Origin of the sequence: Mycobacterium scrofulaceum, assembly GCF_002086735.1 — a bacterium.
GTDB lineage: Bacteria > Actinomycetota > Actinomycetes > Mycobacteriales > Mycobacteriaceae > Mycobacterium > Mycobacterium scrofulaceum.
Genome location: NZ_MVIJ01000018.1, coordinates 21,522 through 41,657, shown reverse-complemented (window position 1 = coordinate 41,657; position 20,136 = coordinate 21,522). Strand labels below are relative to the sequence as shown.

Below are 20,136 nucleotides of genomic sequence, written 5' to 3'. Positions count from 1 at the left end.
TGCGTCACATCAACTTTCGCGACAACACCGTCGCGAACGTGTGGGTGTCTCCGGGCCAACGCGCCGATATGTAGTCGCCGTCGTCGACGACGAACGCGGGCCGCGAGTCGGTCGCCCTGTCGCGCGCGACGCCGGACGTCTTGCGGCGCCAGCCCGGCGTACCGCGCACGACGTCGCGGAAATCGGCCGGATCCTCAAGTGCGCGAGTGACTTCCGACTGCACGGACATGTAGCCGCTCGCCTGGCCGGGTTCCTCGGTGTAAGTGCGGTAGTAGTCGCGGTCCCAGAATCGGGTGACCCGCGTCAATCGCCACGCCAGCCGCTCCATCGCCCACGTCAGCGCCGTGGTCTGGCGCCCGTACAGCACCGAGCGGCCCCTGGCTGGGTCGACGCTGCGCGCGGCGAGGAGCACACCGTGGCAGATGGCGGCCACGATGACCTTTCGCGCGAAGGCCTCGACGACCAACCGGTGCAGGGTGTCGCTGTCGATGTAGCTGCGCATGCCGCGGGCGCGGTGCCCGCCCGGCAACAGCAGCGCGTCGACGCCGTCGAGCGTGGCCTGGGCCCACGCGATGGGGTGCCGAAACTCTTTGGACGCCAACATCTCCCGGTAGGCGTCACGCCCGTCCTTGTTGGCGCGCAGCGCCAACCCGATCAGCGGGATGGCGCCCAGCGCCGGCAGGGCGGACCACACGTCCAAGCCGCGGCCGGTGACCATGATGTCGTCCGCCGCGCCGGGCGCGCCGCTCTCGGTGGCGAACACCACCCGATGACCCTCGCGGGTAAGGATGCGCCAGCTGACGGCGACCTCGGTCGGGTCGAAGTCGCGGTCCGGGATCGGGATGAGGACGGTGCCCATGCGACCCTAGGTCTGGGCCAGCCTGAGCTCGAGACCGACGTTGTTCTCCATGCCGCCGCGCAGCTTGCTGAAGAAGTTGAAGACCTTGCCCACGACGCCGTAACGCTTCCCGATGGCGTCGTAGACCGACGCGGTTTGCGACTTGTCGAGGACGGCGGCGGTACCTTCGACGGCCTCGCTGGTCGGGCGACCCTGCATGGTGCAGGTGGCCAGCGTCACCCTTGGGGTATTGCGGATCCGCCTGACCTTCCACGACTTTTCCTGGGTGATGACCAGGAGCCGGTCTTGGTCGGCGGCCGCCCAGATCGGCGTCGGCTTGGGCTTGCCATCCTTGGTGAAGGTGGTCAGCAGGAGGTATTGCGCTTTGGCGAGATCGGCGAAGGTGGGCGTCACGCTGTTAACCTACCGCGCGACCAGACGCAGAATCGCATGGAGAAGACCCTTCCCATGCGATTCTGCGTCTGCTCGCCAGGGGAACTAGCCTTCCAGGTCGCCCTCGGTTTCCAGCAGCGCCTGGCGCAGGCCGTCGAGGGTATCCGGTTGCGGCCGTTCCCACATGCCGCGGCCGGCGGCCTCCAGCAGGCGTTCGGCCATGCCGTGTAACGCCCAGGGATTGGATTCGGCCATGAACTTCCGGTTCTCGGGATCCAGCACGTAGCGCTCGGTGAGCTGTTCGTACATCCAGTCGGCCATCACCTGAGCGGTCGCGTCGTAGCCGAACAGGTAGTCGACGGTGGCCGCCATCTCGAACGCGCCCTTGTAGCCGTGCCGGCGCATCGCGGCCATCCAACGGGGGTTGATGACGCGGGCGCGAAACACCCGGGCGGTCTCCTCGGACAGCGTGCGGGTGCGGATCGCGTCAGGTCTGGTGTTGTCGCCGATGTACGCGGCCGGGGCCTGACCGGTCAACGCCCGGACGGTGGCGACCATGCCGCCGTGGTACTGGAAGTAGTCGTCGGAGTCGGCGATGTCATGCTCGCGGGTGTCGGTGTTCTTGGCGGCCACCGCGATCCGCCGGTACTGGCGGTTCATGTCGTCGACGGCCTCGCGACCGTCCAGGCCGCGGCCGTAGGCGAAGCCGCCCCACGCGGTGTACACCTGCGCCAGGTCGGCGTCGTCGCGCCAGTTGCGACTGTCGATCAGCTGCAGCAGCCCCGCTCCGTAAGTGCCCGGCTTCGAACCGAAAATCCTTGTCGTAGAGCGTCGTTGGTCGCCGTGCTGGGCCAAGTCGGCCTGGGCGTGTGCGCGCACGTAGTTGTCGTCGGCGGCCTCGTCGAGGTCGGCGACCAGTCGCACCGCATCGTCGAGCATCGTCACCACGTGCGGGAACGCGTCGCGGAAGAACCCCGAGATGCGCACGGTCACGTCGACACGCGGGCGGCCCAGCTCCGCCAGCGGGATCACGGTGAGATCGACGACGCGCCGCGACGCGTCGTCCCAGACCGGCCGGACGCCCAGCAGTGCAAGCACTTCGGCGATGTCGTCACCCGAGGTGCGCATCGCCGAGGTGCCCCACACCGACAGCCCCACCGATTGAGGCCACCTACCGTGGTCGTCGCGGTACCGGGTCAGCAGCGAATCCGCCAGCGCCACACCGGCTTCCCAGGCCAGCCGCGACGGCACCGCCTTGGGATCGACCGAGTAGAAATTGCGCCCGGTCGGCAGCACGTTGACCAGGCCGCGCAGCGGAGACCCCGACGGGCCGGCCGGGATGAACCGGCCGTCCAGCGCGTTGAGTACCTGGTCGATTTCGGCGGCGGTGCCGGCGAGGCGGGGCACCACCTCGGTCGCCGCGAACCGCAGCACCGCCGCCACCTCCGGATCGCCGGTGATGCGGTCCGCGGCCTCCGGATCCCAGCCGCTGGCCTGCAGTGCGGCGACGAGCTCGCGCGCGGCGGCCTCGGCCCGGTCGACCGACGCCCGTTCGTCGGTACCGTCCTCGGCCAGGCCCAGCGCCTGTCGCAGCCCGGGCAGGGTGTGCTCGCCGCCGAACAGTTGGCGGGCCCTCAGGATGGCCAGCACGAGGTCGAGTTCGACCTCGCCCGAGGGCTTTTGGCCCAGGACGTGCAGGCCGTCGCGGATCTGCACGTCCTTGATCTCGCACAGCCAGCCGTCGACGTGCAGCAGCATGTCGTCGAAGGAGTCCTCGGGGGGCCGCTCGGTGAGCCCGAGGTCGTGGTCCATCTTGGCGGCGCGGATCAGCGTCCAGATCTGCTGGCGGATGGCGGGCAGCTTGGCGGGGTCCAGCGCGGCGACGTTGGCGTGCTCGTCGAGCAGCTGCTCCAGCCGGGCGATGTCGCCATAGGTTTCGGCGCGCGCCATCGGTGGGATGAGGTGGTCGACCAGCACTGCGTGCGCCCGCCGCTTGGCCTGGGTGCCCTCGCCGGGGTCGTTGACCAGGAAGGGGTAGATCAGGGGAAGGTCGCCCAGCGCGGCGTCGGACCCGCAGGCCGCCGACATGCCCAGCGTCTTGCCGGGCAGCCACTCCAGGTTGCCGTGCTTGCCCAGGTGCACCACCGCGTGCGAACCGAACCCGGCGTCCAACCAGTGGTAGGCGGCCAGATAGTGGTGGCTGGGCGGCAGGTCCGGGTCGTGATAGATCGCCACCGGGTTCTCCCCGAAGCCGCGGGGCGGCTGCACCATCAGCACCAGGTTGCCCGATTGCATTGCGGCGATGACGATTTCACCGTCGGGGTCGTGTGTGCGATCCACAAACAGGTCGCCGGGCGGCGGACCCCAGTGCTGCGTCACCGCGTCGGTCAGCTCGGCGGGCAAGGTGGCGAACCAGTCGCGATAGTCCCTCGCGGACACCCGGATCGGGTTGCCGGCCAGCTGCCCCTCGGTGAGCCAGTCGGGGTCTTGGCCGCCGCGTTCGATCAAGGCGTGGATCAGTGCGTCGCCGTCGTTGGCCTCGACGCCGGGCAGGTCGCCCACCCGGTAGCCGCGCTCGCCCATCGCCCGCAGCAGGGCGATGGCGCTGGCCGGCGTGTCCAGGCCCACGGCGTTCCCGATCCGGGCGTGCTTGGTCGGATAGGCCGAGAACACCAGGGCCACCCGCTTGTCCGCCGGGGCGACGTGGCGCAGCCGGGCGTGCCGGACCGCCAGGCCCGCGACACGCGCGCACCGTTCCGGGTCGGCGGCGTACGAGATCAGCCCGTCGTCGTCGATCTCCTTGAAGGAGAACGGGACAGTGATGATGCGGCCGTCGAACTCGGGCACGGCCACCTGAGTGGCGACGTCGAGCGGGCTGAGGCCGTCGTCGTTTTCGCTCCATTGCGCCCGGGAGCTGGTCAGACATAACCCCTGCAGGATCGGAATGCCAAGCGCCGCCAGGTGTTCGACGTTCCAGCTGTCGTCGTCGCCGCCGGCCGAGACCGTGGCGGGTTTCAGCCCCCCGGCGGCCAGGACGGTGACCACCATGGCGTCGGCATCGCCGAGGCGTTGCAGCAGTTCGGGTTCGGCGGTGCGCAGCGACGCACAGTAGACCGGCAACGGCCGACCGCCGGCGTCCTCGATGGCCCGGCACAGCGCCTCGACGTACGCGGTGTTGCCCGCCAGTTGCTGCGCGCGGTAGTAGAGGACGGCGATCGTGGGTCCGTCGGCGGCGCCGGTGGGCCGCTCCAGCTCGCCCCAGGTCGGCGTGACGACCGGCGGACCGAACCCGAAGCCGGTCATCAGCACGGTGTCGGAAAGGAAGGCGTGCAGCTGGCGCAGGTTCTCCACGCCGCCGTGCGCGAGGTAGATGTGCGCCTGCACCGCGATGCCGGCGGCCAGCGTGGACAGGCCGGTCAGCTCGGCGTCGGCGGCCTGCTCGCCGCTGACCAGCACCGTCGGCACACCGCTGGCGATCACCGTGTCGATGCCGCTCTGCCAGGCGCGGTAGCCGCCGAGGATGCGGACCACCGCGATCGAGGCGCCGGCCAGCAAGTCCGGCAGTTCGCCGTCGTCCAGGCGCGACGGGTTGGCCCACCGATAGTTCTTCCCGCTGGCGCGGGCGCTGATCAGGTCCGTGTCGGACGTCGACAGCAGCAGGATGGTCGGCTCAGCCACCCCTCATTCGTACCGCAACGTCGCCGCGATCCGGGCGGCGACCTCGCCGGCCGCGCGCAGCGCCTCCTCGCTCCTGCCCGGCTCGTAGCGATCCGCGACCGCGTCGTAGTCGGCGCCGGCGATGGACCCGTGGTCGGCCGCCAGCTCGACCAGCTCGACCGGCCAGCCGACCCGTCGCAGACCCCCGGCGAACTCCCTGCTGGCCGTCGCCGGGACCACGTCGTCGGCCAGGCCGTGCAGCAGGGTGAACGGCGGGCCGACCCGCTGCGCCGGGAGTTCGTCGGCCACGCGCCGACCGAAAATCGGATCCGGGACCATGAACGCGCCCGCCAGACAAACCGTGTGGGCCAAGTGCGCATCGCCGCTCAGCGTCAAAGCCGCGGCAGCGGCGCCTCCCATCGACCAGCCGACGAGCACGATGGCGTTCCCCTCGCCGGCGAAGTCGCGGGCGAAGTCGAGCGATCCCAGCAGGTCCGCGCGCCCGCCGTCGTCGGCGTGGGAGTTCCAGTCCGGCGCCACCACCGCGGCGCCGCAGTCGGCGAGCATGCCGGCGAGCGGACCGAAGGCGGCGCGCGCATCGGTCTGCATGCCGTGCCACAGCAGAACGGCGGGCCGCGGTGGATCGCCATAGACATCGGCCAAACGTCCCGGGGCGTACTCCACTGTCCGCACGGAGACGAGGGTGCCCAGGGTCGTGCCGTATCAATCCCCGCGGGCGCCGCCCAACGTGCATTCAGTGCGAAAAGGATTCGGCGGAACCTCGCAGTGAGTGCACGTTCGGCGCGACGCTGGTGCGCCCTGGGTACCGTGGACGGGTGGCCAGGACGCGCGGCACGGACGCCTGCCCGGGCGCGCTGCAGGTGCACCGGGCGGCCGACGGCGCCCTGGCGCGGATTCGGCTGCCGGGCGGCACGCTGACGGCCGCCCAGCTGGCGGCGCTGGCGCGGGTGGCGAGCGAATACGGCTCGTCGACGCTCGAGCTCACCGCCCGCGGCAACATCCAGGTGCGCGGGATCACCGACGAGGCGGCGGCCGCGGACGCCATCGCCGGCGCCGGGTTGTTGCCGTCGGCGACGCACGAGCGCGTCCGCAACATCGTCGCGTCTCCGCTGTCCGGCCGGGCCGGCGGCAACGCCGACGTGCGGCCGTGGGTCGCCGGCCTGGACGCCGCGATCCGCGCCGAGCCCCGCCTCGCCGGGCTGGGCGGCCGGTTCTGGTTCAGCGTCGACGACGGGCACGCCGACGTGTCGGGTCTGTGCGCCGACGTCGGCGTGCACGCGTTCCCCGACGGCTGCGCGCTGCTGCTGGCGGGACGCGACACCGGTCTGCGCCTGGGCGCCGACGAGGTGGTCGAGACGCTGGTCGTCATCGCCACGCGCTTCGCCACTACGCGCGGAAGTGCTTGGCGGGTAAAGGAATTGGACGATCTCGAAAGGCTGCTGCCCGGAGTCGAACTCGGTGCCGCCCCCTTTTCCGCGGTCACCAGGCCGCCGGTGGGCTGGATCGCCCAGGACCAGCCCGGTTCAGAAGGCCGCGTGGCCCTGGGTGCCGCTGTGCCGCTGGGCGTGCTGCCCGCACGGGTCGCGGAGTACCTGGCGGCGATCGAGGCCCCGCTGGTGATCACGCCGTGGCGATCGGTGCTGGTGTGTGATCTGGACGAGGCCGTCGCCGACGTCGCGCTGCGGGTGCTGGCCCCGTCGGGTTTGGTCTTCGACGAGAACTCCCCCTGGCTGACCGTCAGCGCCTGCACCGGCAGTCCCGGGTGCGCGCACTCGGCCGCCGATGTGCGGGCAGACGCCGCCCGGGCGCTGAAACCGGATGCGGGGATGCATCGTCACTTCGTCGGCTGCGAACGCGCGTGCGGCAGCCCGCTCGCCGCTGAGGTGCTGCTGGCGACCGGCGACGGATACCGCCAGCTACGGTAATCGGGTGCTCGACTACATCCGCGACGCGGCGGAGATCTACCGCCAGTCGTTCGCGACCATCCGCGCGGAAGCCGACCTGACCCCGTTCCCGGAGGACGTCGCGCGGGTGGTGGTCCGGTTGATCCACACCTGCGGGCAGGTCGACGTCGCCGAGCACGTCGCGTTCACCGATGACGTTGCCGCGCGGGTCGGCGCCGCCCTGCGCGGCGGCGCCCCGGTGCTGTGCGATTCGTCGATGGTCGCGGCGGGAATCACCGCCGCGCGGCTGCCGGCGGGCAACGAGGTGGTCTCGCTGGTGGCCGATCCGCGCGCCCCCGAGCTGGCCGCGCGCCGGCACACCACCCGATCGGCGGCCGGGGTCGAGCTGTGGGCCGATCGGCTGCCGGGCGCGGTGCTCGCGATCGGCAACGCGCCGACGGCCCTGTTCCGGCTGCTCGAGCTGGTCGACGAGGGCGTCTCCCCGCCGGCCGGCGTGCTGGGCGGCCCGGTCGGGTTCGTGGGATCGGCGCAGTCCAAGCAGGAGCTCATCGACCGCCCGCGCGGGATGTCCTATCTGGTGGTGCGGGGCCGCCGCGGCGGCAGCGCCATGGCCGCCGCGGCCGTTAACGCGATCGCGAGCGACCGCGAATGACCGACCCGGGCAGCCGGCGGGGCACGCTGTGGGGCGTCGGGCTGGGGCCCGGTGACCCCGAATTGGTCACCGTCAAGGCGGCCCGGGTGATCGGCGAGGCCGATGTCGTGGCCTACCACAGCGCCCGGCACGGCCGCAGCATCGCGCGCGGCATCGCCGAACCGTACCTGCGGCCCGGCCAGATCGAGGAGCACCTCGTCTATCCGGTGACCACCGAGGTGACCGACCATCCCGGCGGCTACGCGGGGGCACTGGAGGACTTCTACGTGGACGCCGCCGCGCGCATCGCCGCGCACCTCGACGCGGGCCGCAACGTGGCGCTGCTGGCCGAGGGGGACCCCCTGTTCTACAGCTCATACATGCACTTGCACACGCGGCTGACGCAGCGGTTCGACGCCGTCATCGTGCCGGGTGTGACGTCCGTGAGCGCCGCTTCGGCCGCGATCGCGACACCCTTGGTCGCCGGCGACGAGGTGCTCTCGGTGCTGCCGGGCACCCTGCCGGTCGCCGAGCTGACCCGCCGCCTGGCCGACGCCGACGCCGCGGTGGTGCTGAAACTGGGACGTTCATATCGTGCTGTGCGGGAAGCGCTTTCGGAATCCGGCCAACTGGACGACGCGTATTACGTCGAGCGGGCCAGCACCGCCGGGCAGCGCATCCTGCCCGCCGCCGACGTCGACGAGGCAGGCGTGCCGTACTTCTCGCTGGCGATGCTGCCGGGCGGGCGGCGAGGCCGGCAGTCGCCCCCCGCAGGGTCCGTCGCCGTGGTCGGTCTGGGCCCCGGCGACAGCGACTGGATGACCCCGCAGAGCCGGCGAGAGCTGGCCGCCGCCACCGACCTGATCGGCTACGGCGGCTATTTGGATCGCGTGCCAGTGCGCGACGGCCAACGCCGGCACGCCAGCGACAACACCGACGAGCCCGAGCGTGCCCGCCTGGCCTGCGCGCTGGCCGAGGAGGGCCGGGCCGTGGCGGTGGTGTCGTCGGGCGATCCCGGAGTCTTCGCGATGGCCACCGCCGTGCTGGAGGAGGCCAAGGAGTGGCCGGGCGTGCGGGTCCGGGTCATTCCGGCGATGACGGCCGCGCAGGCCGTGGCGAGCCGGGTCGGCGCCCCGCTGGGGCACGACTACGCGGTGATCTCGCTGTCCGATCGGCTCAAGCCGTGGGAGATCATCTCCGAGCGGCTGGCCGCCGCGGCCGCCGCCGACCTCGTGCTGGCGATCTACAACCCGGCGTCCAAGACGCGAACATGGCAGGTCGCCGCGATGCGTGACCTGCTGCTGCAACACCGCGAACCTGGCACGCCGGTGGTGGTCGGACGCAGCGTTTCCGGGCCCGACGAGGATGTCCGCGTGGTGCGGCTGGCCGACCTCGACCCCGCCACGGTGGACATGCGCTGCCTGTTGATCGTCGGCTCGTCGCAAACCCAGTGGTATGCGGGCGATTCCGGCGATCGGGTGTTCACGCCCCGGCGCTACCCGCTCGGCTAGTTAGTCGTCGTTGCTCCAGCTGCTGGGCATCATCGGCACGTTAGGGCCTTCGCTGAACCCGCCGCGGGCCAGCGTCGTCAAACCGGCGGGCCGGGCCGCACCGGATGTCGCTGCGGCCCCGGCGAATCCGTGCGGCCCCCCGCCCTGCTCGGAGGGGCGCACGGTGTCGGGGTCTTCGGCGTCGAAGCCCAATTCCTGGTCGAGGTCCATGAACTCGTACCGGTAGGCGCGGTCCGTGGCCGTCCCGGCGCGGCGGCGACGGGCCCGGGCCTTCTTCTTGGCCGCGGCCGCGGCGGCGGCCGCGGCGGGTGCGTCGACGTCGTCGGGCGCCGGCTCCTCCGATTTGCGGCGCGCCCGGCCGCTGGCGCTCCCGCGCGCCGCCAGCCCCGACAGCGCCGCCGCGTACAGGCCGTCGGACATGCCGGCTCCGATGCCGTTCGTCGCGGTCGGCCCGAAGCCGACTCCGGGTCCGCCGCCCACCGGTCCGCCACCGGCCGGAGTGGCCACGGTCGACGCGGGCGCGCTGGACACCGTCGGGGCGGTGCTCACGCTCGCCGGCGCGGTGCCGGCGGTCGGGGCCGGCGCGGACGCCATCGGCGCGGGCGCGGTCGCCGGCGCGGGCAGTGGCGCGGGGGCGGAGAGGGGGGCCGCGACGCTGACCGCGGTGATCGCCGCCGCCGCGCCCCCTGCCGCCGCGGCGCCCAGGGCCGAAACGACCATTGGTGCGAGCACCACGGCCATTTGGATGGCGGCCTGCATGAAGGGCCAGAAGATCATCAGCGTGTGGAAAATCGCCCAGCCCAGCGCGCTGGACAGGGCCGGCGAGAACCCCAGTTGGCCGAAGAAGGAGGCGAGTCCGTTGACGAACGGCACCGGCGGGAACGGCCAACCGCCGGGGTTGAGGTCCTTGGACACCGGCCAGGCGAAATTCTTCGTGTACTGCTGCAGCCACGCCGTGAGCTGGTCCTGCCAGGATGGATAGGTCTGTGCCGCTTGCTGCTGCGTGTCTGCGGCTTGCATCGTGGCGACGCTCGCCTCCGCGGCCGGGGTGACGATCGAAGGCGCCGGCGTGGCTGCGGGCACCGCAGCGAGGGCGGACTCGGCCGCCACCTGGTAGGTGGTCATCGTCGTGGCGGCCTGCACCCACATGCGCGCGTAGTCGGCCTCGTTGACGGCGATGGGAATGGTGTTGACGCCAAAGAAGTTCGTCGCCACCAGCGCCGCGTGGGTCGCGTGATTCGCGGCCAGTTCCGGCATGGTCGGCATGGCGGCCAGCGCCGCGGTGTAGGCGCCCGCCGCCGTCTCGTGCAGCGCCGCGGCGGTCGCACTCTTCGCGGAGCTCTCCAGCAGCCAAGCCAGATAGGGGGCATGGGCCGCGACGTACTGCTCGGCGGTCGGCCCCTCCCACGCACCGCCCTGCACGGCGCCCAGGAGCCCGCCGAGTTCGTCTGCGGCCTCGGCGTATTGGCCGCTCATCGACGACCACGTCGTGGCGGCCGCGAGCAGCGGCCCAGGTCCGGGGCCGCTACTGAGCAAGGTCGAGTGCACTTCGGGAGGGAAGGCGATCCAGATCGGGGCCGTCATCGGCGGGGGCCTTCGGGCACGAACACGAATACCTCTTCGGTGAATGTCGGGGCTGCGGACGTCCAGTGGTCGGTTTGCGGGACGGTTTAGTTCCCTGCGGTTGATTTGGCGTGGTCTTTGCACGTGGACCGGGCATGCGCAACGATGCAGGGATGCGGTGTGACGCGGCGCGTGAGGCGCTCTCGGCTCGATTGGACGGCGAACGTCCCCAGCTGCTCGCGCAGCAGGTCGATGCGCATCTCGAGTCGTGCCGGCGTTGCCGCTCCTGGCTGATCGGCGCCGCAACCCAGACCCGCCGGCTGGCCACGGTCGAGCCCGACGACGGGCCCGACCTGGTCGCGAAGATCATGGCGAGCATCGGCGAGGAGTCGTCCGGGCGCCGTCGGCGGATGCGCTGGCTGCGCTCGCACTACCGGCGGTGGGGCCTGATCGCCGTCGGGATTTTCCAGGTCGCGATTGCCGCCGCGCAGATCAGCGGCGTCGATTTCGGCATGGTGTCGAGCCACATGCACGGCGCCATGTCCGGGGAGCACCTGATGCACGAGTCCACCGCCTGGTTGCTGGCGCTGGGTCTGGCGATGGTTGCCGCGGGCGTGTGGCCCGTCACGGCCATTGGCGTGGCGGCGATTACGGGCGTGTACTCGGTCGCGCTGTTCGGTTACGTGGCCGTCGATGCCTTCGCCGGTGACGTCACCGCCACGCGCATCGCCAGCCACATGCCCCTGCTGTTGGGCGTCGCGTTCGCGTTCCTGGTGGCACGCGAACGGGTGCGCGCGGACAGAGCCGGCGCATCCGATGCGGCGGACGACCCGGCTTGGCCGGCCGAGTCCCCCGCCGCGCGGCGCCGCGGTCATCTGTGGCCCATCAATCGATCGACCTCCGACCCCGTCGCGATGACTACGACAGGCCGTCGTAGACTCAGTCAGCCCGCGAGACAAAGGTGGTTCGCCATGATCGCGTCAAGCGACGACGAGGCCGTTACCGAGCTCGCCTTGGCCGCGGCGCGTGGGAACGACCGGGCGCTCGAGGCATTCATCAAGGCCACCCAGCGGGACGTGTGGCGGTTCGTCACGTACCTGTCGGACGCGGGCAGCGCCGACGACCTGACTCAAGAGACCTTCCTGCGCGCGATCGGCGCCATCGAACGGTTCTCCGGGCGCTCGAGCGCACGAACTTGGTTGCTTTCCATCGCGCGCCGCGTCGTGGCCGATCACATTCGCCACGTGCAGTCGCGTCCGCGCGCCGCCCTGGGGGCCGACCCGGAGCACGTCCTACGCGGCGACCGCCACGCCCGCGGCTTCGAAGACCTGGTCGAGGTGACGACGATGATTGCGAGTCTGACCCCCGAACAACGAGAAGCCTTGCTGCTCACGCAATTGCTCGGGCTACCCTACGCCGACGCTGCGGCGGTGTGCGGCTGCCCGGTGGGCACCATCCGATCCCGCGTCGCCCGCGCCCGCGACGCGCTGCTGGCCGCCGATGTCGAGCGCGACGACCTGACGGGCTAATTGTCTTGGCGGTAGAGCCATTCGGCGGCCTCGTCGACGCTGCCCACCGCCGTCACCCCGGGCGGTAACGGCGGCCGCGCCACCATCAGCACCGGAATGCCCAGCGCGGCAGCGGCATCCAGCTTTGCCCTCGTCATCTCCCCGCCGCTGTTCTTGGTGACGAGGGCGTCGATCCGGTGTTCCCGCAGCAGCGCCAGCTCGCCTTGGTAGCGATATGGGCCGCGGGACAGCACCAGTTGATGGCGGCACGGCAGCGAGGCCGCGTCGGGCTGGGTGACTGCCCGGATCAGGAACCACGCGTCGCTGTCCACGAACGCCTTGGTCCCCGACCGTCCGGTGGTGAGAAAGACCCGTGAAAACTCATGCTCCGCAACGGCTTCCGCCGCCCTGCCATCCGATTCGACGACGATGGCAGAGCCCGGATCCCACGCCGGACGCGCCAGCACCAGGTGCGGAATCCCGAGCTCACCGCACACCTGCGCGGCGTGCGCCGTCATGGCCGCCGCGAACGGGTGGGTGGCGTCGATGACGGCCCCGATGTCTTCGTCCAGCAGCCAGCGTCGCAGCCCGTCCACGCCGCCGAAACCGCCGACCCGTACGGGGCCGACCGGCAGCGCGGGGTCGGGCACGCGGCCCGCCAGCGAGCTGACGATGTCGACGCGCGGGTGTAGGGCGTTCGCCAGCGCGCGACCTTCGGCCGTACCGCCGAGCAGCAGCACTCGCATCAGTGCCTGCTCCCCCGGCTGCGCCCGGTCGAATAGAGGTAGCTGTCGGTGAATCCCTCCGCGGCCAGCACGTCACCGACGACGATCACCGCCGTCTTGGTGACACCGGCCTGGTTCATCTGGGCGGCGATGTCGGCGAGCGTCCCGCGCAGCACCACTTGTTGCGGCCAGCTCGCGAAAGCCACTACCGCGGCGGGGGTTTCGGGCCGGTAGCCGCCGTCGAGCAGTTGCGGCACGATGGCGTCGATCTGGGCGGCCGCGAGGTGCAGGACCAGCGTGGCGCCCGATCGCGCGAGGGTGGTGAGGTCCTCCCCCGCTGGCATGGCCGTCGACAGGGTGGCGACCCGGGTCAAGGTCACGGTCTGCGCCACGCCGGGAACGGTGAGCTCACGCTTGAGCACCGCCGCCGCTGCGGCGAAAGACGGCACGCCCGGCACGATTTCGTAATCGATGCCCTGCGTGTCGAGCCGGCGGCATTGTTCGGCCAGCGCGCTGTAGAGCGACGGGTCACCGGAATGCAGCCGCGCCACGTCGTGGCCGGCGGCGTCGGCGTCCGCCAGTTCGGTGACGATCTGCTCCAGCGTCAGGGGGCCGGTGTCAACGACTTTGGCCCCGGGCGGACACAGGGCCAACAGGTCGTCGGGCATGATCGATCCGGCGTAGAGGCAGACGGGACAACTCTGGAGGAGCCGCTGGCCGCGAACCGTGATCAGGTCGGCGGCGCCGGGGCCCGCTCCGATGAAGTACACCGTCATTTCGTGATCATCCACTGGGTGACCGGCATCTGCGGGCGCCATCCGGTGAAGCCGCCGAGCGGCTCGCCGTGATAGTGCTGGAAGCGTCGCAGTTGCCCGCCGAGGTGTGAATGCGACCCTGCGAGAGTAGCTTCCGATTCGGCGGTGACGGCGTTGACGACGAGGCGACCGCCGGTCGGCAAGTGCTCGAGGCACGCGTCGAGCAGGCCGGGCTGGGTGAGGCCGCCGCCGATGAAGATCGCCGACGGCGGTTCGAGCCCGGCGAACCCGTCCGGGGCGTCGCCTCGCACGTCGATGTCGGCGCCAAAGGCGGCGGCGTTGAGCCCGACGTTGTGGCGGCGCCGTTCGTCGCGCTCGAAGGCGACCGCGGCGCAACCGCGCCAGCTCAAACACCATTCGACGCTGATGCTGCCCGAGCCCGCGCCCACGTCCCACAGCCGCTCACCCGGACGCGGCGCCAACGCCGCCAGCGTCACCGCCCTGATTCCGTGTTTGGTGATCTGCCCGTCGTGGGCGAAGGCGTCGTCGGGCAGCGGCAACAGCCGTTCGTCGGGCAGGTACCGGAGGGCGATGACGTTGAGGTCGTCGACGTCCGAGGGCGCTTGGGCCCATTGGCGCGCCGTGCCGCCGCGGCGGTGCTCGGTTGGGCCGCCGAGGTTTTCCAGGATGGTCATTTCGGATTCCCCGCGGCCGTGCGCGGTCAGCAGTGCGGCGACTTCGTGCGGCGTGAGCCGCCCCTTCGACAGCACGATCGCCTGGCCGCCGCGGCGCACCGCGGTGTGCGGCGGCGCGGTGACCAGGCTGATCACCTCGGTGTCCTGGGCGTTCCAGCCCATCCGCGCGCACGCCAGGGTCACCGAGGAGACGTGCGGAAGCACCCGGACGTGATCGGGGCCGTGCAGCCGCATCAGCGTGCCCCCGATGCCGTGCAGCAGCGGGTCGCCGCTGGCCACCACGTGGACGTCGTCGGTGTGGCGGTCGGTCAGGGTCTGCAGGGCGGGCAGCATCGGCGAGGGCCACTGGCGGCGGGGCGCGGTCACGGTGTCGTCGAGCAGGTCGAGTTGCCTTTTGGACCCGTAAACAACTGTGGCCCTTTGTAATTCGTCACGCGATGTTGCGGCCAGCCCCGCCATGCCGTCGGCGCCGATGCCGACCACGATGATCATCGTGGCATCCTGCGCCAGACGAACTGCGGCAGCAGCCGCATCACGGCGGACGCCGGCCCCAGCGCCCACGGGATCCACACGGTGCGTCGGCCATTCGCCAGCGCACGCGCGGTCGCGGCGGCCACCTGGGCGGGCGTGCTGGACAGCGGCGCGGGATCCATGCCATGGGTCATGCGTCCGATGACGAAACCCGGGCGCGCGATCAGGAGTTTGACGCCGGTGCCGTGCAGGGCATCGGCCAGCCCGCTCGCGAAGCCGTCCAGGCCCGCCTTGGCGGAGCCGTAGACATAGTTGGCGCGACGCACCCGTGCGCCGGCGATCGAGGAGAACACCACCAGCCGGCCGTTGTCCGCCTCGCGCATCGCTGCCGCCAGGTGGGTGAGCATGCTGACCTGGGCGACATAGTCGGTGTGCACGACGGCCACTGCGTGCGCGGCGTCGGCCTCGGCGCGGGACTGGTCGCCGAGGATTCCGAAGGCCAGCACCGCCGTGGCGATGGGCCCGTGATCGGCGACGACGGCGTCGACCAGCGGGCCGTGGGACGCGAGGTCGTCGGCGTCGAACTCCCTGGTGTGCACCGCGGTGGCGCCGGCGGCCGTCAGCGCGGCGACCTGCTCGTCGAGGTGGTCGGCCTTGCGCGCGGCCAGGACCACGGTCGCCCCGGGCGCCAGCAGCCGCGCCAGCTCGATGCCGATCTCGCTGCGCCCGCCGAGGATGAGGACTGGTCCCGCGCCCGTGTCGTCCACGGCTGCGATTATTACCTGCGCTAGCGTGTGCGGTGATGGCGAATACCACTACCCGGCTCACCGACGATGCGCTGGCGTTTCTGTCCGAACGGCATCTGGCCATGCTGACCACGCTGCGAGCCGACAATTCGCCGCATGTGGTGGCGGTGGGTTTCACCTTCGACCCCAAGACGCACATCGCGCGCGTCATCACCACCGGCGGTTCGCAGAAGGCGGTGAACGCCGACCGCGGCGGGGTGGCGGTGCTGAGCCAGGTCGACGGCGCGCGGTGGTTGTCGCTGGAGGGCAGCTCCAAGGTGAACAGCGACGCGGACGCCGTCCGCGATGCCGAGTTGCGATACGCCCAGCGCTACCGGACGCCCCGCCCGAATCCGCGGCGGGTGGTCATCGAGGTGCGGGTGGAGCGGGTGCTGGGGTCTTCGGGCTTGCTGGACCGGGGCGAGCAGTAGCGCCGCTGGGTTCGCCGACCGACGACGACCAGCCGACTCTCCCCTCGCGCGGCCACAACCTAGCTATGGTCCGCTTCAGCGACGTTCCTCCGGGGGTCAAATTCAGTACCCGAGATGTCATCCCAAACCTTGGGTGACACATCTTTTACTCGATCTTCCGGAGCAACAGCGTTTATCTTCTTTTCAAATTCATCAAAGCTCCTCTGAGCCTGCGCCAGCTCCTCTTCCGTCGGCCGAGTCACGCCGGCAGGAGTAGAGAAAATTTTCCCCGCGATTTTCCTCATGACGCCATATTCCCCCTATCCCTTGCCTCTTGTACTCAGTTGAGTAGCCGCACGCCGTCAGACAGGCGTTCCTCGGTTACTGCCCGGCTTCTGTAGGAGCAAGCATCGTGCTCACGCTTGCGACATGCTTCAGCGAACTCAAATGCAGCTTCGCGGTCATGCAAGAAATGACTGCATTGCTCGGGCCTCAGCTCGTAGTACTCCGCATAATCCACGATACCGTTGCTCACTGGTATCGACGTGTAGTAGCGACCCGACCTCTTTTCAATACCGATAGAATATCGGTCTACGAACGATACATATTTGTCTTCAAATTCCATTGTCGGGCCCTTCAAGGTCAACAAAAAGGGGGATTGCCCACGCAACAACTCAATCAATCGAACCAGTTTCACGACGGATTCTTAGAATCTCGCACGCCAAAAAGCGGCTTGCCATCGGGAGATAGATAGGTGTCCTCTATCATCTTTCCAGTTGCATCCAAATAATGAGATAACTCGACAAGGTCTTCCACACCCGCAATCGCCACAACCATCCCTGGCTGATCAATTAACGTGTGACGCTCTCGTCCGGCAAATGGCCGTTTGCCGATGCTGTAGCCCGGCCGCAGCTCGTCGCGTCGAAACGGGATTTTTAGCCTCGGGAGCCTCTCGCCCCGGGCAGACCCCCCAAACAATCCGTACAGGTACTTTTCCACTACCGGCATCGTTCGTCCCGCGAAATCGTATGCTTCAGGCCCCATACGATCAGAGGATGTGACGACGTACCACCCATCATTGATGCCAATGAAGTAGCGTACTTCGCCGCCTGTGTTCCAGATGATCGTTCGACCATCGTGCGCTTGACTTCCCTGGACCATGCCCAAGCCAGCGAGACGAATCCACCTTTGTAGGTCGGGAGAGAGATCCACGGCGCCTGTCATCACTCCAGAACTCCTCGCTCTATAAGCTTGTCAATTATTTGAACTTTTCCATCCGCATCGAACACCCGGACTTGGATCGACCCGCCCTGTTGGCCCACTCCAGGCCCGACCTCCGATACTTCAATGGTCCAGTCTTCCGGTAGTTCGCCGAAGGCGTAGCTGTGGTAGGGGTCGCGGAGGTTGGTGACGTGGAGAGCCCTCTGCTCCCATGAAGCCGCTTGGCCATCTTCCATGACAGCTAGATACTTGCCATCAGTTTTGCCGACCCGATCAAGGGATGAGCCATAGTCTCGCAGGAAGGATGCAGCATTGGTGTAGGCGACCCGCGTCCCTGGGACGGCACCGGCATTAAGGGGAAATTTAGACCAATTCTGGCCTTCTGGCCCTACGTCATTGAAGCGTTCCGCGTATTCCTCTTCGGTGTAAGGATGACCTTGCGGGTCACGACCAAATGGTGCTTCGGGGTCACGTATGAGCTTCGCCACGTCTTTATCAATCTTCGAAGGATCAACCGGATCGTCGGCGAAATCCCAGTGTTCATCCAGCGGCTCCCCGTAATGCGGGTCAAGTGGCTCATCCGGTAACCGATGCCACCCGTCCCCCGCGGGCTCGTGCGAATGCACGGGGTCCTGACGTTCACCCCCTGGATGGCCACCATCACCCGGGTCCTTTGAACCATCGCCGTCGTGCGGGCCTACCTTACTGCGGTCACCGGGTGAATCTCCGTCGCCAGACTGGCGATGCCCCCCGCCCGGCGGTTGTCCGTCCGGCTTACTGCCAGCCGGATCGACGTCGCCGGGCCCGCGTGGCTCTCCACCGTGCGGCGGCTGACTCTCCGGCGGACCAGCGTCACCAGGGCTCTGCCATGCGCGGCCCGGCGCTGGGATTTCCGCCGGACGACCGCCAATCGCGCCGAAATGCGGTGAGGCCATCGGTGCAGCGGGAGCAGCAGAAGGAGGGTGCGCAAGTCGTGGAGCGCCGGCACTAACCGGGGCGGTCTCAACCGGCGATCCGCTCAGCATTACCGGCGCATGCGCCGGCGAATGCTGGGCTTGCTGCGCAACGCCGGCCGGCACACGGTCATTGGCAGCGGCGGGTCCGGCCGTCGGAGCTGACTCGCGTGCCGTGGCCGGCATCGGTTCGCGCGGATCAGCCACGGACGAGGGCACCGATTCGCGCGGACTTTCGGCCACCGCCGGCACGGGTTCTCGGGGACTCGCAGGGGAAACCGATCCTGGTTCATGCGGGACCCCGCCCCCAGGTGCCGCAGGAGCGGGGGCCTCGGCCGGCACCGATGCCGGGTCGTGCGGACCAGCGGCCGCAGGCGCCGCCACCGGCTCATGCGGACCGCTGCCGCTGCCGAGTCCCGGGCCCTCGGGAGCGGCCGGCCGCGGCACGCCAGTTGGATCATGCGCACCCGGTGCGGCGGTGTGTGGTCCTGGTGTCGCCTCGACGGGTGCCTCGAGTGGCTTGCCGGACGGTAGACCGACGGGAGCACCGCCAGCGGGCGGTTTGATTTCCGGCAGATCACCGGTGGCGCCTTCGAGGTTCTTGGTCACGTCGCCGCCGGCCTTGGTGATGTCGGTCAGCGCGCCGCGCGCTCCCGCCGCGCCTTCCCCACCGGCACGCCCGGCAGCCCGACCCGCGGCCTCCGCCTCTTCCTCCGCGCCACGTGCGGCGGCTCCCGCGCCGTCGGCCGCCGCACCCGCCCCACCGAGGCCCGGGGCGATCAGGGTGAGGCCGTCGAATGCGACTTCACCGGCGCCCAATCCCGGCCGATCCCAAGTCCAATCCTTGGCGTGCACAAGGCCTTTCAGCTCCTGCAGCCTCGCTTCCGAAAATTCTTCGGGATTGACCGCGGCATTGATCAAACTTTCTTTCCAGGCGTTTTTCACCAAGCCCGTCCAGGTGGCGGCCGCACCCTGGGGATCGGCGGCGATCCAGTGCGGGCTCAGATCGACGAGGCCCAGCCCCACGCCGACCGCACCTTTGAGGACACCGGTATAGCCATTGATCCACGTGTCGGCGACGGTGGCGACGGGGTTACCGACGTCGTCTCCCAGGAATTGGACGAGCCCGCGGCGCGCGTACTTCTCGCATGTGACGACCGCGCGATCGGCCTCTTGCACGAGGAACCTGATCGCCTCCTCGCAGGCCCTGGCCTCCTGCCCAAGATGCTGCAGCACCGCGTTGATGTCCCTGACGATCTGTTTGATCTCATCCCAGGCGTCACCGTCGATGATGAGCATGACATCGTGACCGAGGTCGCCCAGGGACTCGATCCGACTCAACAGATCCCGGATCGCGGTTTGGGCGTGGTCCACCCTGTTCGCGAACGTGTCGATGGTGCGGGCCAGTGAGTCGCACAGCGCGCCGATAACGTCTGTCGACGAGCCGATTTGGCTCAAAGCGTTGTCGATCTTCTCGCCTTCAGGAATGTGTTGGCTGTCGAACAGCGTCTTCGATGCGCCGAGAGTTCCTTTCACACCCTTGGCCGCCGCCCCGAAGGCACGCCAACAAGATGCAGCCGCACGCAGACCCACCACATCGCCATCGGGCCATGCCTCGAGGACGAACGATTGCACGAGCGACCACAGCGGTGGGGGCGGCTGGCCGGGCCCCCACGTCCCGGGCGGCCCCGGCGCGGCAAGTTCGGCCGGAGGGGACGGTGGCTCTAACGCTCTGCTTCCGCCGCCCAGCGTCGACGCCGCCTCGGCGTGGGAGTAGTTCGACGCGCCTTGCTGGATGACGGCCCCGCTTTTGCGGCAAGCGTTGACGGCGGCGGCGGCCGCCTTCAGCACCGACTCGGCCTTCTCCTGATACGCCAAGCCGAACACCTCGCCGGCCCGGTCGACACCGGTGTGGGCGGAAAAGCCGGCCGTCAATACCGCCAGATTCGCCGCCAGACCCTCGCCGGCGGCCTGCACCGCGCTACCCGCAGCGAACATCGCCTCGGGATCGACAGCCAACGGAGCCATGCGCAAAATTCTGGTCGAGGCCGCGCGCCGCCGCTATTCACCCAATGATGGTCTTGACCAAGCTAGC

Annotated in this window: 17 protein-coding genes and 2 pseudogenes; 6 read left to right on the top strand and 13 right to left on the bottom strand. The window is 69.7% G+C overall.

Going from position 1 to position 20,136, the window contains the following annotated elements:
- Positions 1 to 4 precede the first annotated feature (4 nt).
- The 4 genes from BST44_RS13810 to BST44_RS13795 all read right to left on the bottom strand — a co-directional run bounded on the left by BST44_RS13810 (position 5) and on the right by BST44_RS13795 (position 5,581).
- Entirely contained in the window at positions 5 to 859 is an 855-nt protein-coding gene (locus BST44_RS13810) for a type 1 glutamine amidotransferase domain-containing protein (protein WP_083177669.1), read from the bottom strand.
- Positions 860 to 865: 6 nt separating this feature from the next.
- A complete protein-coding gene (locus BST44_RS13805) occupies positions 866 to 1,252 on the bottom strand; it encodes a PPOX class F420-dependent oxidoreductase (RefSeq protein ID WP_083177668.1) in 387 nt (128 codons plus the stop codon).
- 84 nt (positions 1,253 to 1,336) lie between these two features.
- The gene (gene cobN / locus BST44_RS13800) at positions 1,337 to 4,909 is read right to left on the bottom strand and encodes a cobaltochelatase subunit CobN (protein WP_083177667.1); all 3,573 of its coding nucleotides are present in this window, start codon (positions 4,907 to 4,909) and stop codon (positions 1,337 to 1,339) included.
- Positions 4,910 to 4,912: 3 nt separating this feature from the next.
- Positions 4,913 to 5,581: an alpha/beta hydrolase gene (locus BST44_RS13795; protein WP_083177666.1), complete on the bottom strand. Its 669-nt coding sequence runs from the start codon at positions 5,579 to 5,581 to the stop codon at positions 4,913 to 4,915.
- A 143-nt stretch (positions 5,582 to 5,724) separates the two neighbouring features.
- On the opposite strand from BST44_RS13795, the gene cobG reads away from it, so the two are divergent.
- Genes cobG through BST44_RS13780 form a run of 3 tightly spaced genes read left to right on the top strand, consistent with a single transcriptional unit; the run spans position 5,725 to position 8,955 of the window.
- On the top strand, positions 5,725 to 6,834 hold the full coding sequence (gene cobG / locus BST44_RS13790; protein WP_083177665.1) for a precorrin-3B synthase: 1,110 nt from the start codon (positions 5,725 to 5,727) through the stop codon (positions 6,832 to 6,834).
- A gap of 4 nt (positions 6,835 to 6,838) precedes the next feature.
- Complete coding sequence (locus BST44_RS13785) at positions 6,839 to 7,465, top strand: precorrin-8X methylmutase (RefSeq protein ID WP_083177664.1); 627 nt, start codon at positions 6,839 to 6,841, stop codon at positions 7,463 to 7,465.
- Positions 7,462 to 8,955, top strand: coding sequence for a precorrin-2 C(20)-methyltransferase (locus tag BST44_RS13780; RefSeq protein ID WP_083177663.1), 1,494 nt, complete (start codon positions 7,462 to 7,464; stop codon positions 8,953 to 8,955). The genes BST44_RS13785 and BST44_RS13780 overlap by 4 nt, the downstream gene beginning before the upstream one ends.
- Here BST44_RS13780 and BST44_RS13775 read toward each other — a convergent pair whose 3' ends face one another.
- Positions 8,956 to 10,539, bottom strand: a complete 1,584-nt coding sequence (locus BST44_RS13775; protein ID WP_083177662.1) for a PPE domain-containing protein — start codon at positions 10,537 to 10,539, stop codon at positions 8,956 to 8,958.
- Positions 10,540 to 10,673: 134 nt separating this feature from the next.
- On the opposite strand from BST44_RS13775, the pseudogene BST44_RS31320 reads away from it, so the two are divergent.
- Positions 10,674 to 11,348, top strand: a pseudogene (locus BST44_RS31320) (DUF2275 domain-containing protein); the annotation flags it as partial.
- A 141-nt stretch (positions 11,349 to 11,489) separates the two neighbouring features.
- Positions 11,490 to 12,047, top strand: a complete 558-nt coding sequence (gene sigC / locus BST44_RS30905) for an RNA polymerase sigma factor SigC (RefSeq protein ID WP_244184811.1) — start codon at positions 11,490 to 11,492, stop codon at positions 12,045 to 12,047.
- Here sigC and BST44_RS13765 read toward each other — a convergent pair.
- Genes BST44_RS13765 through dprE2 form a run of 4 tightly spaced genes read right to left on the bottom strand, consistent with a single transcriptional unit; the run spans position 12,044 to position 15,439 of the window.
- Positions 12,044 to 12,772 (bottom strand): cobalt-precorrin-6A reductase, encoded by a 729-nt coding sequence (locus tag BST44_RS13765; protein WP_083177661.1) that lies wholly within the window; start codon positions 12,770 to 12,772, stop codon positions 12,044 to 12,046. The genes sigC and BST44_RS13765 overlap by 4 nt on opposite strands.
- The gene (gene cobM / locus BST44_RS13760; protein WP_083177660.1) at positions 12,772 to 13,527 is read right to left on the bottom strand and encodes a precorrin-4 C(11)-methyltransferase; all 756 of its coding nucleotides are present in this window, start codon (positions 13,525 to 13,527) and stop codon (positions 12,772 to 12,774) included. The genes BST44_RS13765 and cobM overlap by 1 nt, the downstream gene beginning before the upstream one ends.
- Entirely contained in the window at positions 13,524 to 14,693 is a 1,170-nt protein-coding gene (gene cbiE, locus BST44_RS13755) for a precorrin-6y C5,15-methyltransferase (decarboxylating) subunit CbiE (protein ID WP_083177659.1), read from the bottom strand. Before cbiE ends, cobM begins: the two co-directional genes overlap by 4 nt.
- Complete coding sequence (gene dprE2 / locus BST44_RS13750; RefSeq protein ID WP_083177658.1) at positions 14,690 to 15,439, bottom strand: decaprenylphospho-beta-D-erythro-pentofuranosid-2-ulose 2-reductase; 750 nt, start codon at positions 15,437 to 15,439, stop codon at positions 14,690 to 14,692. The genes cbiE and dprE2 overlap by 4 nt, the downstream gene beginning before the upstream one ends.
- 35 nt (positions 15,440 to 15,474) lie before the next feature.
- Here dprE2 and BST44_RS13745 point away from each other — a divergent pair, with 35 nt between their 5' ends.
- Positions 15,475 to 15,888, top strand: a complete 414-nt coding sequence (locus tag BST44_RS13745) for a F420-dependent biliverdin reductase (protein ID WP_040623142.1) — start codon at positions 15,475 to 15,477, stop codon at positions 15,886 to 15,888.
- A gap of 59 nt (positions 15,889 to 15,947) precedes the next feature.
- Here BST44_RS13745 and BST44_RS13740 read toward each other — a convergent pair whose 3' ends face one another.
- The 4 genes and pseudogenes from BST44_RS13740 to BST44_RS13725 all read right to left on the bottom strand — a co-directional run bounded on the left by BST44_RS13740 (position 15,948) and on the right by BST44_RS13725 (position 20,069).
- Positions 15,948 to 16,172, bottom strand: a complete 225-nt coding sequence (locus BST44_RS13740) for a hypothetical protein (protein ID WP_083177657.1) — start codon at positions 16,170 to 16,172, stop codon at positions 15,948 to 15,950.
- 57 nt (positions 16,173 to 16,229) lie between these two features.
- Positions 16,230 to 16,492 (bottom strand): annotated as a pseudogene (locus BST44_RS13735) (hypothetical protein).
- 68 nt (positions 16,493 to 16,560) lie between these two features.
- On the bottom strand, positions 16,561 to 17,091 hold the full coding sequence (locus BST44_RS13730; RefSeq protein WP_083177656.1) for a TNT antitoxin family protein: 531 nt from the start codon (positions 17,089 to 17,091) through the stop codon (positions 16,561 to 16,563).
- Positions 17,091 to 20,069, bottom strand: coding sequence for a glycohydrolase toxin TNT-related protein (locus BST44_RS13725; protein ID WP_083177655.1), 2,979 nt, complete (start codon positions 20,067 to 20,069; stop codon positions 17,091 to 17,093). Before BST44_RS13725 ends, BST44_RS13730 begins: the two co-directional genes overlap by 1 nt.
- Between the last annotated feature and the right edge of the window lie 67 nt (positions 20,070 to 20,136).

Coding starts and splice junctions, on each gene's coding strand:
- BST44_RS13725 (WP_083177655.1), bottom strand. CDS start 20,069: ATGGCTCCGTTGGCTGTCGATCCCGAGGCGATGTTCGCTGCGGGTAGC.
- BST44_RS13730 (WP_083177656.1), bottom strand. CDS start 17,091: ATGACAGGCGCCGTGGATCTCTCTCCCGACCTACAAAGGTGGATTCGT.
- BST44_RS13765 (WP_083177661.1), bottom strand. CDS start 12,772: ATGCGAGTGCTGCTGCTCGGCGGTACGGCCGAAGGTCGCGCGCTGGCG.
- BST44_RS13775 (WP_083177662.1), bottom strand. CDS start 10,539: ATGACGGCCCCGATCTGGATCGCCTTCCCTCCCGAAGTGCACTCGACC.
- BST44_RS13745 (WP_040623142.1), top strand. CDS start 15,475: ATGGCGAATACCACTACCCGGCTCACCGACGATGCGCTGGCGTTTCTG.
- BST44_RS13810 (WP_083177669.1), bottom strand. CDS start 859: ATGGGCACCGTCCTCATCCCGATCCCGGACCGCGACTTCGACCCGACC.
- BST44_RS13780 (WP_083177663.1), top strand. CDS start 7,462: ATGACCGACCCGGGCAGCCGGCGGGGCACGCTGTGGGGCGTCGGGCTG.
- cbiE (WP_083177659.1), bottom strand. CDS start 14,693: ATGATCATCGTGGTCGGCATCGGCGCCGACGGCATGGCGGGGCTGGCC.
- BST44_RS13740 (WP_083177657.1), bottom strand. CDS start 16,172: ATGAGGAAAATCGCGGGGAAAATTTTCTCTACTCCTGCCGGCGTGACT.
- sigC (WP_244184811.1), top strand. CDS start 11,490: ATGATCGCGTCAAGCGACGACGAGGCCGTTACCGAGCTCGCCTTGGCC.
- cobM (WP_083177660.1), bottom strand. CDS start 13,527: ATGACGGTGTACTTCATCGGAGCGGGCCCCGGCGCCGCCGACCTGATC.